Here is a 16,519-nt window from a genome sequence, read left to right as displayed (position 1 = left end):
GTCCTTAAGTAAATGTGACGTTCCCTTGTAACCTCCTTATCAGATACCCTACCTTCAAACGTGCTAATGCTTTTATTAACGTAGAATAATCCTGTGTGGTTTCAATGAGTAAAATAGTCTACATTTATAACAAATTCAGAATCTTAATTAACAACATAACTAACTATTCTTTAAATGATAAATCTTCTATGCCAATCAGTTTGTCATTTTGCGCCAAGCAAATTTCTTTGTTTCGATTTGTCTATTGATGCCTTTGAGTTGGATTAATGAGAATGCGAGAACCAAATATCAAAACCATGGTCCCTTTGATTAAGTGTGGTTATGCGCAGTACCTGCTTAAAGGATATATAAATTTGGGATATGACCCACATCCAATAATTAGAGAGGCAGGGTTCCCCTCCCAATTGATGGAACTGGGTGAAGAGTTCATACCTCATGATTCCGTGAAAAAGCTTTTGTCTTTACTGGGTAACAAGTTAGAAACCGAGCAATTTCGTCAGTTGGTGAAGACGGCTCTTCAGCGCAACTCTGTTCAAAGATTGATTGGAGAGTTCAGGCATTGTAAGACGGTGAGAGAGGCACTGTTGCAGACAGGTAATATCTATCTTTATGATTCAACCAACGTTAATGTTGGGTTGGATGTAAAGTATGGTGAGCATTGGTATTGGATTAAAAGAAAGTCCGAAGAAACTTCAGCGTTCGTATGGTCAGAAGTGTATGCAATTTGCTATATCGTAGAGCTGATTCGTGCTTTGTCTCGAACCGATTGGCAACCATCTAGGATTAAGGTGCAATCTTTAGATGTTGAACATCATAGAGGAATGATTTCTGCCACCTGCCAATACTTTGTTAATCATTCCCAGATAGAGATATACCTTGAAGAAGAAATCATGGAAACGCGGTTATCTTTACCCTCAAAGGTCTTAGATAAGCCGCTGCTAGACTCTAATTGGCACTCCAGCTTTACCGACAAAGTGTTTACTGCGTTGTACCCTTATGCCAAAGATTTGGATTTGACAGTAAAAAATGCGGCAGAAATATTAAATATGTCAACTCGAACGTTACAACGTAGATTAGGCGATGAAGGTACTACATTCAGAGCATTGAAAGATAGCCTTATGTTTACAAGTGCAGTTGAAATGATGACGGAAGGTTTTCCTTTAACACAAATCGCTATTCAGCTTTCCTATGCTGATTTATCTCAATTCTCCCGTGCATTTAAACGAGTGAGTGGTCTAAGCCCTCAAAAGTATCAGAAATCAATATTAATGGGAGACAATGCTTGCTAAATAACCCAAGGCTCAGTCTGAGCCATCAGCCCCTTTTTTCAGCTTGATTTTTGTAATGAAATGAATCTTTGGGATTACCTGCTTTGCTTCGATAGCAAGGCAATAATTTCATTGATGTTTTGTTGAATCGAAGACTCATTGAAATCCAATGCCAGGCTTTGGCGGTAATAGGGACTGAGATCTAACCCTACACCGAGCCCTATAATTTCGACTTCTCGGTTGGCATGATAGTGGGCAATAACCTGCTTGAGGTGGTTATCCAAATAAAACTTGTCATTGGCAAGGTTGGTAGCGGTATCCATAGGGCAACCGTCGGATATCACAAACAAGATTTTTCTAGGTTCTTCGCGCTGAGTCAGTCGCTTGCAGGCCCATAATACTGCTTCGCCATCTATCCCTTCTTTGAACAAGTCTGCTTTCAACAGTGCAGCAATATCTTTGCGAGTATGACGCCAATGGCTTTCTGCTGGTTTGAATATAATGTGGCAACTTTCATTCAATCGGCCGGGATAGGCCGGTTTTCGTTGCTTCAGCCAGTCAGTATACGCTTTCCCACCGTTCCAACTATTTGTGGTAAAGCCCAATACTTCACTGTTGATGCCAGCGAGGCCGAGCGCTTTAACCAGAGTGTCTATCAACATAGTGATGGGATTGATGTGCTCGCGCATTGATCCCGAACAGTCGATGAGAAAGCTGACAATGCTATTTGGAATAGGCCGGTAATATTCGTGACAAAATATGCGGTTTTCATTGGGTGAACTGACTAGCTGGCTGAGACGTCTACCATCTATATATCCGTCTTCTTCTCCATAAAGCCAACCGTCACGCTGAGGGGATGACAGCAAGGCTGAAAGTTGCCTTGATAGCTGTTTGATATTAATCCCTTGTTGCTGGATACGTTCATCAAGCTCTTCACGCAAAGTCGTGAGCAATGCCTTTCGGACCAGTTTCGATGCCTGTATTTCGCGATCATATTGGGTAGTAAAGATCCGGTAAGAGTCGTGATTGTCATTGAACACCTTACTTTGGCCACTTTGTGCGGTCGCCATAGGTATTTCATCACCCTGATCGAAATTGAGCAAAAAGGACAGTGCTGACTTGGTCTGATCGACCTTTGATGCATCTGTTGAGTCAGTTTGAGTCTGCTCGGACTCAATCATCTCGCTTATTGCTGAACCTAGCGATATAGCATGATTAGCGTAAGCCTGTTGGTTGCGGCGATGTCGCCTTAATCCCGCCAAATCTTCGCCAATTATTGGCACAATGCCAGCTCGCGTTGCTTCGATGAAATCCTCGAAAGATTCATTGATAGCTTGGGCATTTAGGCGTGAACGAGCAATCTGCACGACGGTAAATAACAGCAGACCAATGTGGGTATCAGCCAAACCGGACTGATAAAACTGCTTCGACCATTCGGTGAAATTGTGTTCAACATTGGCGCACACACCGGGTAGAGTTTTCTTTAAATGATCATCACACAAGTAACTTTCGCATCTTAATTGCTCTAAGGCTTCGAACAGGAGTCGTGTGATGGGAGCGTCAGAACCTATTTGTGAATGGAGCTGTTTATGAAGTGCTGAATCCGAATGGCGTATACGCATGGAGATCGCATCGATCTTGCCACGTTTTTCAATAATGTTGTCTTTATCTGGTATAGAGGCATTTCGAAGATGGGCGGCGTAAACTGGAATAAACTCATTATCGATATAGAGAGACTCTCCGCGATAATGAAGTGTTAACTCCTCACTCAATGCTCTGCCAGAGGCTTCAAGCAATTGCTGGCTTTTATGTCGCTCTCGTTGATTAGTTGTAGGATCAGGTTTCATTGTGCGGCTCCTGCATGGACTAGCCAAGACCCATCAAGCTCTTTGTTAAAGCACCGCTGGTAGTATTCGGCGATGATTGGGCGCTCGAAATCATCACATTTATTGAGAAACGATAAACGGAAGGCAAGGGCGGGGTTATTGAATATTTCACAGTTCTCTGCCCAAGTAATTACGGTACGTGGTGACATCAAAGTTGAGATATCGCCAGCAGCGAAACCTTTTCGGGTTAGGCCAGCCATAGTCACCATCTGGTTTATTAATTTTCTTCCACTCTCACTGTCTTTGCCGGGCACGCGAGATAAGACAATAGCGGCCTCTTCTTCTGGAGGAAGGTAGTTTAGTGTCGCGACAATATTCCAGCGGTCAATCTGGGCATGGTTTAAGGTTTGGGTGCCATGATACAAGCCAGATAGATTGCCGAGACCAACGGTGTTGGAAGTCGCGAATAACCGAAAGGCACTGTGTGGGTGAATGACTTTGTTCTGATCGAGCAGAGTGAACTTACCATCTCTTTCCAAGATCCGTTGGATCACGAACATGACATCGGGCCGTCCTGCGTCATATTCATCAAAGATAAGTGCTACTGGGCGTTGCAGCGACCAAGGAACAATCCCTTCTTGAAACTCGGTAACTTGCTTACCGTCTCGGATCACGATGGTATCTTTGCCTACCAAATCCAACCGGCTTAAGTGGCCATCTAAATTAACCCTGACACAAGGCCAGTTAAGTCGTGCTGCCACCTGTTCGATGTGGGTTGATTTTCCCGTTCCGTGCATGCCTTGGATCATGGTTCTGCGGTCTTGGGCAAACCCAGCCAGAATTGCCAGAGTCACTTCGGGGTTAAACCGGTAGGCGTGATCAATTTCTGGTACGTGATCGTCGCGAGTGCAAAAAGCAGGTACGCGCAGATCAGTCTCAATCCCAAATACTTCCCTAACAGAAACCATCATATCGGGTTTAGTTATCGCAAAATCCACCATGTCACTTCCTTTTATCTCTACTCATCGGCATTTCATTGTTTTCCACGATAAGACATTTCGAAACCACCTAATGATGAAATTGATGCTCTCGTATCAAAAAATGGAATAAATTGTATCGATTGTTAATTTTTTGTTGACGGCTAAAAGTTGAGCGTCTAGTGTTTACATGAATTCGAAATATCGAGACAAAAAGTTTCATTAAGTTGGAATGTCCATCATCAAGGAGATACATAGAATGAGCGAACAAGATGCACGTACAGTTGTAACTGGCCCAACAAAAATGACCCCATCAGAGGCCTTTGTTGAAACTATGGTTGCCAATGGGGTGACAGATATGTTCGGCATTATGGGCTCAGCCTTTATGGATGCGATGGACATCTTCGCGCCAGCCGGTATTCGATTGATTCCTGTGGTACATGAGCAGGGTGCAGCGCATATGGCAGACGGTTTCTCACGCGTGTCAGGTAACCACGGTGTGGTGATCGGTCAGAATGGACCAGGGATCAGTAACTGTGTGACCGCTATTGCAGCAGCCTATTGGGCGCACAGTCCGGTTGTTATTGTCACGCCGGAAACAGGCACAACTACGATGGGGCTGGGAGGATTCCAGGAATGTAATCAGTTACCGATGTTCCAGGAGTTCACTAAGTACCAAGGTCATGTAACACACCCTTCACGCATGGCGGAATATACCGGCCGATGTTTCGATCGTGCGATGAGTGAAATGGGGCCAACCCAGCTGAATATCCCGCGTGACTACTTCTACGGAGAAGTGACGTGTGAGATTCCGAAACCTGCCCGTCTTGACCGTGGGCCAGGTGGTGATCAGAGCCTAAATGATGCCGCAGATCTTCTGGCTGAAGCAAAATTCCCGGTCATTATTTCTGGTGGCGGTGTGGTAATGGCCGATGCGGTTGAAGAGTGTAAAGCACTGGCTGAGCGTCTGGGCGCGCCTGTGGTAAACAGCTACTTACATAATGACTCGTTCCCAGCAAGCCATCCTCTATGGTGTGGTCCTCTTGGCTATCAAGGCTCAAAAGCGGCCATGAAGCTGATTTCTCAAGCGGATGTGGTGATTGCACTGGGTTCACGTCTTGGTCCATTCGGTACCTTGCCGCAGCATGGTATGGAGTACTGGCCGAAGGACGCCAAGATTATTCAAATCGACGCCGATCACAAGATGCTTGGCTTGGTTAAGAAGATCTCGGTCGGCATTTGTGGTGACGCCAAGGCTTCAGCTGTTGCATTAGCAGAGCGCCTTGAAGGCAGAAGTCTGGCATGTGATGCAACGAAAGATGAGCGCTTCAACAAGGTTCAAGCAGAGAAGGAAATCTGGGAGAAAGAGCTGGATGAGTGGACTCATGAGCGTGACCCATTCAGCCTGGATATGATTGAGCAAAATGCTCAGGAAAAACCCTTCTCTGGTGGTGAATACCTGCATCCTCGTCAGGTGCTGCGTGAGCTTGAAAAAGCCATGCCTGAAGATGTGATGGTGTCGACTGATATCGGTAATATCAACTCCATTGCCAATAGTTATCTGCGTTTCGAAAAGCCACGTAGTTTCTTCGCAGCCATGAGTTTTGGTAATTGTGGTTACGCTTTCCCAACCATTATCGGGGCCAAAGTTGCCGCGCCGCATCGTCCAGCCATTTCTTATGCCGGTGATGGGGCATGGGGAATGAGCTTGATGGAAACCATGACCTGTGTGCGCCATAACATTCCAGTGACGGCAGTGGTGTTCCACAATCGCCAGTGGGGAGCTGAGAAGAAGAACCAAGTTGATTTCTATAACCGTCGCTTTGTAGCTGGTGAACTGGATAACCAGAGCTTTGCGGAAATTGGACGTGCCATGGGCGCTGAAGGTATCACGGTAGACCGCTTAGAGGATGTCGGCCCTGCACTGCAAAAAGCTATCGATATGCAGATGAACGAAGGCAAGACCACCATTATCGAAATCATGTGTACTCAAGAACTAGGCGACCCGTTCCGTCGTGACGCGCTATCGAAGCCTGTGCGTTTCCTCGACAAGTATAAAGACTACGTGTAATTGCGAGTCAACTTGGAGCCTGACCAGCAGTAAGAGTTGGGCTTACTTTATACCTGACGTGGAGGTGCTACATGACCGAGCGCACGTTAAAACTACCAAAACCATTTCTGACCGGTTTGAACGAGCTTGTTCCAGGTTTAATGCTGTGCGTTGTGATTGCTGCTGCTGCATCTTTTGTCTCGGCTCAATATGGAGGACCTACTTTTCTCTACGCACTGTTAATTGGTATCTCGTTTCATTTTTTATCTGATAACCCTAAATGCCTGCCAGGTATAGAGGTGTCGGCCAAGAAGTTGGTACGAGTAGGCGTGGCATTGTTAGGCGTTCGAATTGCTATCAGTGATGTGCATGCTATTGGAGCTCTAGGAGTAACGGCGTTGGCTGGTGCCGTAGTGCTGACGATTGGCTTTAGTTTGATGTTGGCAAAGCTGCTTCGTTTGCCTTCGATGCTCGGAATACTGTCGGGCGGAGCAACAGGAATATGTGGAATATCGGCAGCGATGGCAATTTCTTCTACTTTGCCACAGAACCGGGAAAACGAACATTACACCTTGTTGACGGCCATTGGCGTCGCAGCGTTTTCAACAATCGCCATGGTGCTTTATCCGCTGGTGGTAACAGTACTTGAGCTGAGTCGATCTGAAGCTGGGCTGTTTCTCGGTGGATCAATTCACGATGTCGCCCAAGTGGTAGGGGCTGGATTTATGATTTCACCAGAAGTCGGGGATTCTGCGACGTTAGCCAAGATGTTTAGGGTCGCGATGTTGATGCCGGTTGTGGTGGTGTTTGCTTTCTGGTTCCGCTCAGCAAGACAGGCGAGTGGAAATGATGAAGCTGGCAAGCAACCATTGGTTCCTTTTTTCTTATTGGTGTTTATTGGGCTTGTTGTTGTGAATAGCCTTGGCTGGATCCCTCCGGTTGCGGCTGAGATGAGTTCAGATATATCCAAGTGGTGTTTGGTTATCTCAATAGCTGCTTTAGGGGTAAAAACCTCATTTGAAAAACTGTCTGAATTAGGTTGGAAGCCCATCGCGTTGTTAATGGGGAATGCACTGTTTATCGCCGCATACATGTTAGTTGTCGTGTACTTGGGACGGATGATTTTTTAATTTTGGAGAAAGAGTATGAATTCTCTGCCTTACATTGGCTCTATTACGAAATACTTAGCGCTTATTGATGAAATAACAAACGGTGAAGAGTTTCTTTTATTCAGGGGCCAACCCAATAAGCGGAAATCACTAATACCTTCGATAGCTAGAGGTGCGGAGACCATATCCACCATTGCCCAAGAGAAAGATATGCTCGATTGCTTCTATCGCTTGGGGAAAAACAAACTCAACACTCAAAAAACTGACTACTGGCATATCATGTCTGAAGCCCACCATCATGGGTTAAAGACCAGGTTACTGGACTGGACTAGCAATCCTTTGGTCGCACTGTGGTTTGCTTGCCAATCGCCCGGTAATCAGCCCCATGTCTATGTTCTGAAAGCCAATGCAAGGCAGCAACAGAATATGGCTGGAGACCCTTTTGAAGTCTCAGAAACCAAGGTATTTCAACCGCCAGTCTCCTACGCGAGGATCAAGGCTCAAAGCAATTGGTATAGCTTGCACCCTTCAGTGAATGACGAGCTGGCCAATAAGCGTTTTACCCCATTTGAAAAAGAAGCTGGTGATAGTGATGAGTTATTTGAAATACCCATTTTTACCGAAGTAAAAGAAAACTTACTGCTGGAATTGGATAAGTGTGGGATTAATGAGCAGCTTATTTATCCAGACTTAACAGGGCTATGTCTGCATATCAATAAGCTCTTTGAGCAACCGCCTGCTGATACTAAGGAGTATACCGGTGGTGGGGTGAGTCTTGCTGAACCCTTGCTTGAAACAAACCTGGTCGATTACCACCATTCCGATGCTACGGGGTCACTTACACCAACTAAAGCGTTAGATAGTCTGACATCGGAGAACATAGGTCTTAACAGCATCGCTTCAAGTGATTCCCTACAGGAATTAACTAGAAGGGATATGAAAGGCGGGTTCCAGCAATATCGTCACACCTATACCAGTGACTTTGACTTTGACTGATCCCTGGCACTGATTGTTGATGCAACTCACATTTATTGATTTTTGAAATAAAACATCTCAATTTTTCGAATTTAACGTTGACGGAGATAAGGTCGACAACTAGCTTTAGGTTAACAATTTGTTAAGTTGGTGGTATGGGTTAAAAGCGAAAAATTGAAATTATTCTTTGAAGATTAACCAGCTAACGCCAAGTCTCGAATTTGAGAATATGATTTGACGGTATGTTAGTACGGGTATATGTTAACCGAAATTTAACATTGTGGCTGGTGAAATTGTCTGTTCCATGTTTAAAACGATAAGGATATAAGAATGAATACTCAGTCTGTAGAAAAGCAACGCGATGAAGTCAGCATCGAATTCTTACAAGCATTCAGCCAAGCATGGAATAACCATGACATTGATGCCCTGATGACATTTGTGACGGACGATTGTACGTTCCACACTGCTGCAGGCCCTGAGCTTCAAGGTAATACTTTCAACGGCAGAGACGCGGTAAGAGAGAGCTTTCAGCAAGTCTGGAAGAACTTCCCGGATGCTGCTTGGCTTGATGGTGTGCACTTCGTCAGTGGTGACCGAGCTGTCTCGGAGTCGACTTTCTGCGCCACTAAACCTGATGGCAGCCGTATCGAAGCGCGTATGGTCGATGTCTTCACCCTTGTCGATGGCAAGATCAAAGTAAAAAATGCGTACCGCAAAGACCGTCCTTCTTTCTTTAATTCCAATTAAGTTCCTGAGTTTAACTTTCTTAAATTAAACATGGCCAAGGAGCTTGAAATGGATTCAACAGTAGAGAAAGAAAGGGTAGTACTCGATAAATCAAGCAATAAGCAAACAGAGCAGGCAACTGCTGCAAAAGAAAATTATGATCCGGTGTATGATCCCCTGGTCGCAAAAACACCGGGTCATGGCGCAGAATATGCCCCAACTTATTGGGTTGGCACAGCAGGAGAGCCGCCAGCAGATGACGGCCCAATCCTCAGTGATGTGGATGTCGATGTTGCGATTATCGGTTCGGGCTTTACCGGTTTAACAACCGCAATTCATTTGGCTGAGCAGTACGGTATCAAAGCGACTGTCCTAGAGGCCAATAGAGCAAGTTGGGGATGCAGTACACGTAACGGCGGGCAGGCGCAATGTGCATCAGGGCGTTTAAAACGCTCCCAGTGGATTCAACGTTGGGGATTAGATACTGCAATCCGTATGCACGAAGAATGTTTGGACGGCATGGAAACATTCAAGGGGCTGATTAAGGATATCGATTGTGAGCCTCAACCCGGTGGCCATCTTTATGTTGCTCATCGCGCCAAGGTCATGCCAACGCTAGAAAAAGAAGCAAAATTACTGCGCCAAACCTTTAACTATGACGCGCAAATTCTAGATGCAGAAACAGTTAAAAAACAATTCGTTGGCGATCAGGAAGCCGCTGGTGCTATGCATGAACCAGAAGGCATTGGCATCCATGCAGGTAAACTGGCCTTCGGTTACCTGAAGAAAGCCCGAGCGTTGGGCGCGACAGTTCATCCTGCAAGCCCAGTTATTGGCTGGGAAACGCGAAACGGTATTCACTACCTGAAAACGCCAGGTGGCATAGTAAAAGCTAGGGCTGTTGGAGTGGCAACGGGAGGCTATACCTCGCAGGGTTTACACGGCCAACTAAAAAACCGTCTGCTGCCAATTTTGTCGAATTCAATGGTCACTCGGCCACTGACCGAGTCAGAGATAGAAGCATGTAATTTCCGTACCAATCAGGTTATCACTGATACACGTGTTCTACGCCATTACTACCGTTTACTGCCAGATAATCGGGTTCAAATCGGCACCCGTAGTGCGATTACAGGAAAGTCCGCGCCAGACAAAATATACGAAGACATGTTAAAAGCTGACTTGGCACGTAAGTTTCCGGCTCTGAATAATATTCAAGTCGATTACTCCTGGTGGGGATGGGTGGATGTCAGCCACGATATGATGCCTCGTATCTACCAGCCGAACGCTAATCAATCGATATATTATGCATTGGGATATGGCGGCAATGGTGTGATGTATTCAGCCCAAGCGGGTAAGCGGTTGGCGCAATGGATTGCCGGTGAAGGTAAAGATCTGAACCTGCCTATCTTCCAGTCCAAATTGCCATTTCCCAATATTCAGGAGATGGTCGAGTCCGAAGCTTTTGCACCATTTAGGCGGCTTGGACAACGGTTTTTATATCGATGGTATCACCTTAAAGACGAAGTGCTTTAAACCCTTTCACGCTATACAAAAGATCTAAATAACAAAGCTATACCAAATAAGCGACACAACAGAGCTATACCACAGATCTATACAAACAAGACACAACACGACCAGGATGTCTCAGTACGTTGTACCGTGGTCACCTTTATCTATAACGCGAATAATGCGAAACAAAAAAAAGGTCACGACTATGAAATTCCAGAAAAAGAAAATTGTTAGTCTAATTGCTGCTGTCTCTATGGCGTTTGCATCGTCCAGTGTACTCGCGAAAAACTTCAAAATGGCGATCGGTGATGCGGCTGGTGGAACGCAGTGGGAATTAGGCACAACATTTAGCCAATTACTGGATGAAAAAACCAATGGGCAAGTGAAAGTCGACTTATTCCCTAATGGTCAATTGGGCAATGAGCAAGATACGGTAAACAACGCGGCTATTGGCTTATTGGACTTTTCTATTCTGGCAATTAATAACGTGACACCTTTCTCACCGACGGTGGGTTTGCTCACCATGCCATATGTGATTCAAAGTGCCGACGAAGCGAAACTGTTGACACAAGGGGAAGTCGGTCAGGAGTTAATTGATAACACCATTCGTGATGCAGGGGTAAGGATCATCGGTTGGGCTTATTCAGGCTTTCGCGTACTGACTAACTCAAAACGTCCTGTTGCATCACCAGAAGATCTGAAAGGGCTAGTTATCCGTGTTCCTCGAAATGAAATCATGATTGCCTCATATCAAGCATGGGGGGTGAACCCAACCCCAATGGCTTGGTCTGAAACCTTCACCGGTCTGCAGCAAGGTGTTGTCGATGGGCAGGATAACCCGTATATCACTGTATATGCGATGAAATTTGATGAAGTCCAGAAATACGTGACCAATATTCGCTACATCTTCTCGTTAGAACCACTTATTGTGAGCGAATCGGTTTTCCAGCAACAGTCTCCTGAAATGCAGGCCAATATTCTGGCGGCTGGCAAGGAGGCCACTGAGCACAGCTTCACCTATCTGCAGGATACAGAAGGTAAGATCCGCAAAGATCTAGAGTCTAAAGGGATGGTATTCACTGATCCGGCAAATGGTGAGAAAGAGTGGATTGAAAAAGTGACCAAAACCGTCTGGCCTAAGTTCTACACCAGTATCGGCGGCAAAGAAAAGCTAGATGAAACCCTAAAACTGTTAGGACGTTAATTTAGTGAATTACTCATGCTTTGCTTGGTGCTCTGATGTACTTAGGTATTAAAGGCAAAGCATGAGTCCATTTTCCCCTGATGTACACCAAGAATAAGTGTCAGGGATACGCCGGAGGCTTTATGTCTGTTATCCATACTATAAAAAAGCACCTGAATAATATTGAAGAGTACACCTGCTGCTTATTATTGGCTTTATTCGTTTTATTACTGTTTGCACAGATTTTATTACGCCAGTTTTTCCAATATTCCATCCCTTGGGGAGATGAAGTCGCGACGTATATGTTCGTTTGGTTTGCTTATTTAGGAGCCGTGGTTGCAGCCAAAATGTCTGCGCACAACAGGGTAAGTTTCCATTTCAAGTTCTTCCCTCCTATTGTCAAAACCGTATGCGAAACCATTGCTGATTTACTCTGGGTGTTATTCAACGGTTATTTTGTCTACCTCAGCTACGATTTTGTCTTTAACAAGATGAACCTGTTCTGGAAGTCACAGACCACGGGTATTCCGATGAAGTACTTCTATATGATCCTGCCAATCGCATTTACTTTGATGACTATCCGTATTTTATGGAATAACTACGAGCGGTTGTTTAAAGGGGTTGAAGCGGTTGACCCTGATACTAAAGAAATCAACAAAATTCAGAAGCTACAAGCTCAGAATCAACAAGTTCAGAATCACCAGCATCAGGTCCAGAAACAGGACTATCAAGTTCAAAAGACGGCGGGTTAAAGGATAGGGGCCATTCATGGAAGGATATCTTACTCTCATACTATTTGGTGGCTTCTTGGTGATGCTGATATTGGGCGCACCGATCACCGTATCATTGGCTGGGGCCTCGATGGCAGCCTACCTTGTGTTGGATAAAAACCCAATTGCCTTGGTGCAAATTGCATTTACTTCAGTGGGTAATTTCCCCTTAATGGCACTGCCTGCTTTTGTGCTGGCTGGGGCATTAATGGAAGCGGCGGGTATTTCTAAACGTCTGGTGGATATTGCCGAAAGCCTCGCCGGGCCCGTTACTGGCGGCTTGGGGGCGGCAACTGTAGTCGCTTGTCTGTTCTTTGGTGCTATTTCAGGTTCGGGCCCAGCCACAACGGCAGCGGTTGGGATGCTGATGGTTCCTGCAATGGTAAAAAGGGACTATGAACGCAGCTATGCATCAGCAGTAACGGCTGCTTCTGGTGGACTGGGTATTATTATTCCACCCTCAATTCCTTTGGTGATCTTTGGCATATCAGCCATGGGGTTGATGCCGCCACCAGAAGCGATTTCACAGCATGGTCAATTTGCGTCACTTTCTATTCCAAAGTTGTTTGTCGCAGGGGTGATCCCAGGTTTGATCATGGCCTCAACCCTGATGACAACTAACTATATGATTGCCAAGAAACGTGGTTATAAGGGTTTGACAGAGAACTGGTCCACAGGGGATATCCGAGTCGCACTTAGACGCGGTGTTTGGTCTCTGTTGGCGCCCTTCCTGATTCTGGGTGGGATTTATTCTGGACTCTTTACTCCGACAGAGTCGGCGATTGTAGCCATTTTCTATTCACTGTTTATCGGGTTATTCGTTCACCGTGAATTGGCTTTCAAGAATATTATCAATTCGCTGTCGACGACGACTTGGATCACCGGTCGTGTACTGCTGATTTTGTTTGCCGCAACGGTATTCGGCAGGTTGCTGATCGAACAAAAAATCCCAGTTGTCGTGGCTGATTCACTCCTAAGCCTGACTGACAATATGTACATGGTTTGGGCGTTAACAATCATGTTGTTGCTGTTTATTGGCATGTTCATGGAAACACTGGCGGCCATTATGATCATTGTGCCTGTGCTGTTACCGATTATGTATATGCTGGGCGCTGATCCGACCCACGTAGGTATTGTTGTGGTGTGTACGCTTTCAATTGGTTTTGCTACGCCGCCACTGGGGGAAAATATCTTTGTCGCATCCGGTATTGGTGGCTCTACCGTGGAACAAATCACAGCTAGGATCCATCCGTTCGTTATGGCTTCCGTTGTTGGGGTATTCCTCATTGCCTTCTTCCCTCAGCTAAGTCTGTGGTTACCTTCTCTGGTTGGCTATTAAGAAGTTATGGGGTGAATATGAAAAAACTAATGGGGATTCGAGTGTTTAAATCGTATTTGGGAATAGGCTTTGGCGCAGCCTCTGGTATAGCTTTAGGTGTAGCTGTTGTCCTAAGCAGTTTGGCAAGTCCAGCTGTGTTGGCATCAGATACAAATCAGCCGAACATAACGACGACTGACAATCCACCTATCATAACGCCAGCTGCGCAAAGGGCGATGGCGCTCTTGGATAAGGCGGTAGAGCATATCCAGCAGGACGGCGCCGAGGCTGTGGATGATTTTGCCAAGCAGGCTCAATTTACCGATAACGAGTTGTATGTATATGCGCTCGATATGGATGGCGTTTTTCTTGCCAGTGGTGGTTCATCAGCTGTTTTGGTGGGTGACAATGTGAAATCTACCGCTGATATGTACGGCAAATTGTTCTTCCAAGACATGATAGCTCAAGCCAGAGTGACAGGGGGCGGGGTGGTGGAGTATCACTGGACGAACCCTGTCGACAGTTCCGGTGAACCCAAACGTACTTTCTTCAAACGAGTTGGTGATGTCATTGTGGCCGTAGGTTATCATCCGCAGCGAGCTGTGGCTTATCAGGCTAAAGGTTTTCTAGATGAGGCAACAAAGGCATTGATTACCGATGAACAGCAAGCACTGGGTGCATTCAATCGCCATGATAGTCAGTTTGTGAAAAATGACTTGTACGTGTTTGTGCTTGATAAACGCACCGGTGAATTCTTGGCCCATGGTGCCACACCACATTTGGTCGGTAAGGTCTTTAGTATCCAAGGTAAACCGATGATAGGAGAGATGCTAAAGCTGGCAGAGGAAACGGGGCGGGGCGAGATAACCTATCCCTGGTTAAACCCGACTTCGGGTAAAGTCGAAAATAAACACACCTTCTACCGCATTCTTGATAATAAGCTTGTCGGGGTGGGCTTCTATCAAAGGTAACGATTTACATTAAACACAAAATAACTCTGATTCCATGTAACGTGTTCCACCTGCACTACCTTTACTATCTCTAGTATTCGGCCCTTTAATCTCTCTATTTACGAGCATTAAGGGCCATTTTTTTGTCTGTAGAAAGCGTTTTATTAGTGTAGTGCTCACTGCTGCTGTAAAACATAAACATTGAGCTGCTAGACAATTTGGTGGCGAAATTTATCAATTAAGTGGACCAACATCGGATATTCCAACTTTGCGATTTATTTTTGACTTCGTCTGGGATAAATCTGTTCATCCAGATGCTTATAACATAAGTCAATCACTAGGCAGAGAAGGAATTGTAATGACGGAATCTATCAACGTAGATGTTGTTGTACTCGGTGGTGGACCCGGTGGGTATACAGCAGCTTTTCGGGCTGCAGATCTTGGGTTGTCGGTGTGTATCGTTGAAAAGCGCGATACATTAGGTGGTGTGTGTGTCAATGTGGGCTGTATTCCCTCGAAGACCTTGCTTCATGCGGCATCGCTTGTTGAGCATGCTAAGCATGGTGCACAAATGGGTATCGCGTTCTCCGCGCCCAATATCGATATTGATGCACTGCGCTCCCATAAAGAAGAGACGATCACCGAGCTAACCAAAGGCATCGCGAATCTATCTAAAGCGAGAAAAGTGGTTCGCGTCCAAGGTGAAGGACATTTCATTGGTGAACATACGCTGCTAGTGAAAGGGGACTGCGAGCAGCAGGTAGAGTTCAAACATGCCATCATCGCGACTGGATCACACTCGGTCAAATTGCCTATTGCTCCGGAAGACACGAGGGTTTGGGACTCGACGGATGCACTGTCTTTGCCATTCATCCCAGAAAAACTGCTGATTATCGGCGGCGGGATCATCGGGTTGGAAATGGCGCAGGTCTATTCAGCGCTTGGCTCTGAAATTACTATCGTTGAAGCACAAGATCAGATTATCCCAGCAGCTGACAAAGACGTTGTTCAGCCGTTGCTTAAGGCAACGAAAAAGACCTATCAAATGCTGACGAAAACCAAAGTCACGGATATGACCGCACAGCCGGAAGGCATCGTTGTTGGTTTTGAAGGAAAGAAAGCGCCAGAGAGTGCGGTCTTTGATGCTGTATTGGTTGCTGTTGGTCGCAGGTCAAATACCTCAGGTATTGGACTGGAAAATATCGGTGTTGATATTAACGAGCAAGGGCTGGTTGAAGTCAATGACAGAATGCAGACCTCGGTACCGCATATCTTCGCGATTGGTGACATTGTCAAAGGTCCAATGTTGGCCCATAAGGCAACACATGAAGGTAAGGTCGCCTCTGAAGTGATTTCTGGAATGGATGCTACATTCCATCCGGTTGCGATTCCATCAGTAGCTTACACGAGCCCGGAAGTTGCCTGGGTCGGTTTGACAGAGAAAGAAGCCAAGACCCAAGGTATTGAATACACAACTGGAAAAGTACCATGGCTTGTTAGCGGGCGTGCTCAAAGCGTCGGAGCAACTAATGGCGTCACCAAGGCACTGTTTGATAAAGAGTCGGGCACTTTGTTGGGCGCCGGAATATGTGGCGAGAATGCCGGAGAGCTTATTCACGAAGCGGCTGCAGTGCTTCAATTTGGTGGTACAGCGAAAGATATCGCCCATACGGTTCATGCCCACCCGACATTGGCTGAAACCTTCGCATTTGCGGCCGAACTGGTAGAAGGCTCAATGACAGATATGCTTCCAAGCAGACGTCGTTAAATACCCTATATATTCCCATGGGAAATACTCGAGCCAAGCCATATCGCTTGGCTCGATTTTTTTTCGGGCTAGATCATTTTTTTATGCCAA

13 protein-coding genes are annotated in these 16,519 nt (G+C 45.8%); 11 read left to right on the top strand and 2 right to left on the bottom strand.

Going from position 1 to position 16,519, the window contains the following annotated elements; genetic code table 11:
• Positions 1–272 precede the first annotated feature (272 nt).
• Positions 273–1,289, top strand: a complete 1,017-nt coding sequence (locus ACXAD4_RS18530; protein WP_475243294.1) for a helix-turn-helix domain-containing protein — start codon at positions 273–275, stop codon at positions 1,287–1,289.
• Between the two features lie 74 nt (positions 1,290–1,363).
• On the opposite strand, the gene ACXAD4_RS18525 is transcribed toward ACXAD4_RS18530, so the two are convergent.
• Both ACXAD4_RS18525 and ACXAD4_RS18520 read right to left on the bottom strand, forming a co-directional pair.
• Positions 1,364–3,115, bottom strand: coding sequence for a cobaltochelatase CobT-related protein (locus tag ACXAD4_RS18525; RefSeq protein ID WP_475243292.1), 1,752 nt, complete (start codon positions 3,113–3,115; stop codon positions 1,364–1,366).
• Complete coding sequence (locus ACXAD4_RS18520; protein ID WP_475243290.1) at positions 3,112–4,095, bottom strand: AAA family ATPase; 984 nt, start codon at positions 4,093–4,095, stop codon at positions 3,112–3,114. Before ACXAD4_RS18520 ends, ACXAD4_RS18525 begins: the two co-directional genes overlap by 4 nt.
• A 235-nt stretch (positions 4,096–4,330) precedes the next feature.
• Here ACXAD4_RS18520 and xsc point away from each other — a divergent pair, with 235 nt between their 5' ends.
• The 10 genes from xsc to lpdA all read left to right on the top strand — a co-directional run bounded on the left by xsc (position 4,331) and on the right by lpdA (position 16,429).
• Positions 4,331–6,142: a sulfoacetaldehyde acetyltransferase gene (gene xsc / locus ACXAD4_RS18515; RefSeq protein ID WP_475243289.1), complete on the top strand. Its 1,812-nt coding sequence runs from the start codon at positions 4,331–4,333 to the stop codon at positions 6,140–6,142.
• Positions 6,143–6,213: 71 nt separating this feature from the next.
• Complete coding sequence (locus tag ACXAD4_RS18510; protein WP_475243288.1) at positions 6,214–7,251, top strand: YeiH family protein; 1,038 nt, start codon at positions 6,214–6,216, stop codon at positions 7,249–7,251.
• Positions 7,252–7,266: 15 nt separating this feature from the next.
• The gene (locus ACXAD4_RS18505) at positions 7,267–8,226 is read left to right on the top strand and encodes an FRG domain-containing protein (protein WP_475243286.1); all 960 of its coding nucleotides are present in this window, start codon (positions 7,267–7,269) and stop codon (positions 8,224–8,226) included.
• Between the two features lie 309 nt (positions 8,227–8,535).
• Positions 8,536–8,952, top strand: a complete 417-nt coding sequence (locus ACXAD4_RS18500) for a nuclear transport factor 2 family protein (RefSeq protein ID WP_475243284.1) — start codon at positions 8,536–8,538, stop codon at positions 8,950–8,952.
• Between the two features lie 48 nt (positions 8,953–9,000).
• Positions 9,001–10,464 (top strand): NAD(P)/FAD-dependent oxidoreductase, encoded by a 1,464-nt coding sequence (locus tag ACXAD4_RS18495; protein ID WP_475243283.1) that lies wholly within the window; start codon positions 9,001–9,003, stop codon positions 10,462–10,464.
• Between the two features lie 181 nt (positions 10,465–10,645).
• Positions 10,646–11,644, top strand: coding sequence for a TRAP transporter substrate-binding protein (locus ACXAD4_RS18490; RefSeq protein WP_475243281.1), 999 nt, complete (start codon positions 10,646–10,648; stop codon positions 11,642–11,644).
• A gap of 122 nt (positions 11,645–11,766) precedes the next feature.
• On the top strand, positions 11,767–12,375 hold the full coding sequence (locus ACXAD4_RS18485) for a TRAP transporter small permease (RefSeq protein ID WP_475243280.1): 609 nt from the start codon (positions 11,767–11,769) through the stop codon (positions 12,373–12,375).
• A 16-nt stretch (positions 12,376–12,391) separates the two neighbouring features.
• Positions 12,392–13,732, top strand: coding sequence for a TRAP transporter large permease (locus ACXAD4_RS18480; protein ID WP_475243279.1), 1,341 nt, complete (start codon positions 12,392–12,394; stop codon positions 13,730–13,732).
• Between the two features lie 29 nt (positions 13,733–13,761).
• Positions 13,762–14,682 carry a cache domain-containing protein gene (locus ACXAD4_RS18475; protein ID WP_475245586.1) on the top strand — a complete coding sequence of 307 codons (921 nt, stop codon included), beginning with the start codon at positions 13,762–13,764 and terminating at the stop codon, positions 14,680–14,682.
• Positions 14,683–15,019: 337 nt separating this feature from the next.
• A complete protein-coding gene (lpdA, locus tag ACXAD4_RS18470; protein ID WP_475243278.1) occupies positions 15,020–16,429 on the top strand; it encodes a dihydrolipoyl dehydrogenase in 1,410 nt (469 codons plus the stop codon).
• The last annotated feature ends 90 nt before the right edge of the window (positions 16,430–16,519 follow it).

The sequence above is a fragment of the Photobacterium sp. AWH4_225 genome, from assembly GCF_056158405.1.
This window is presented reverse-complemented; position numbering and strand designations above follow the sequence as displayed.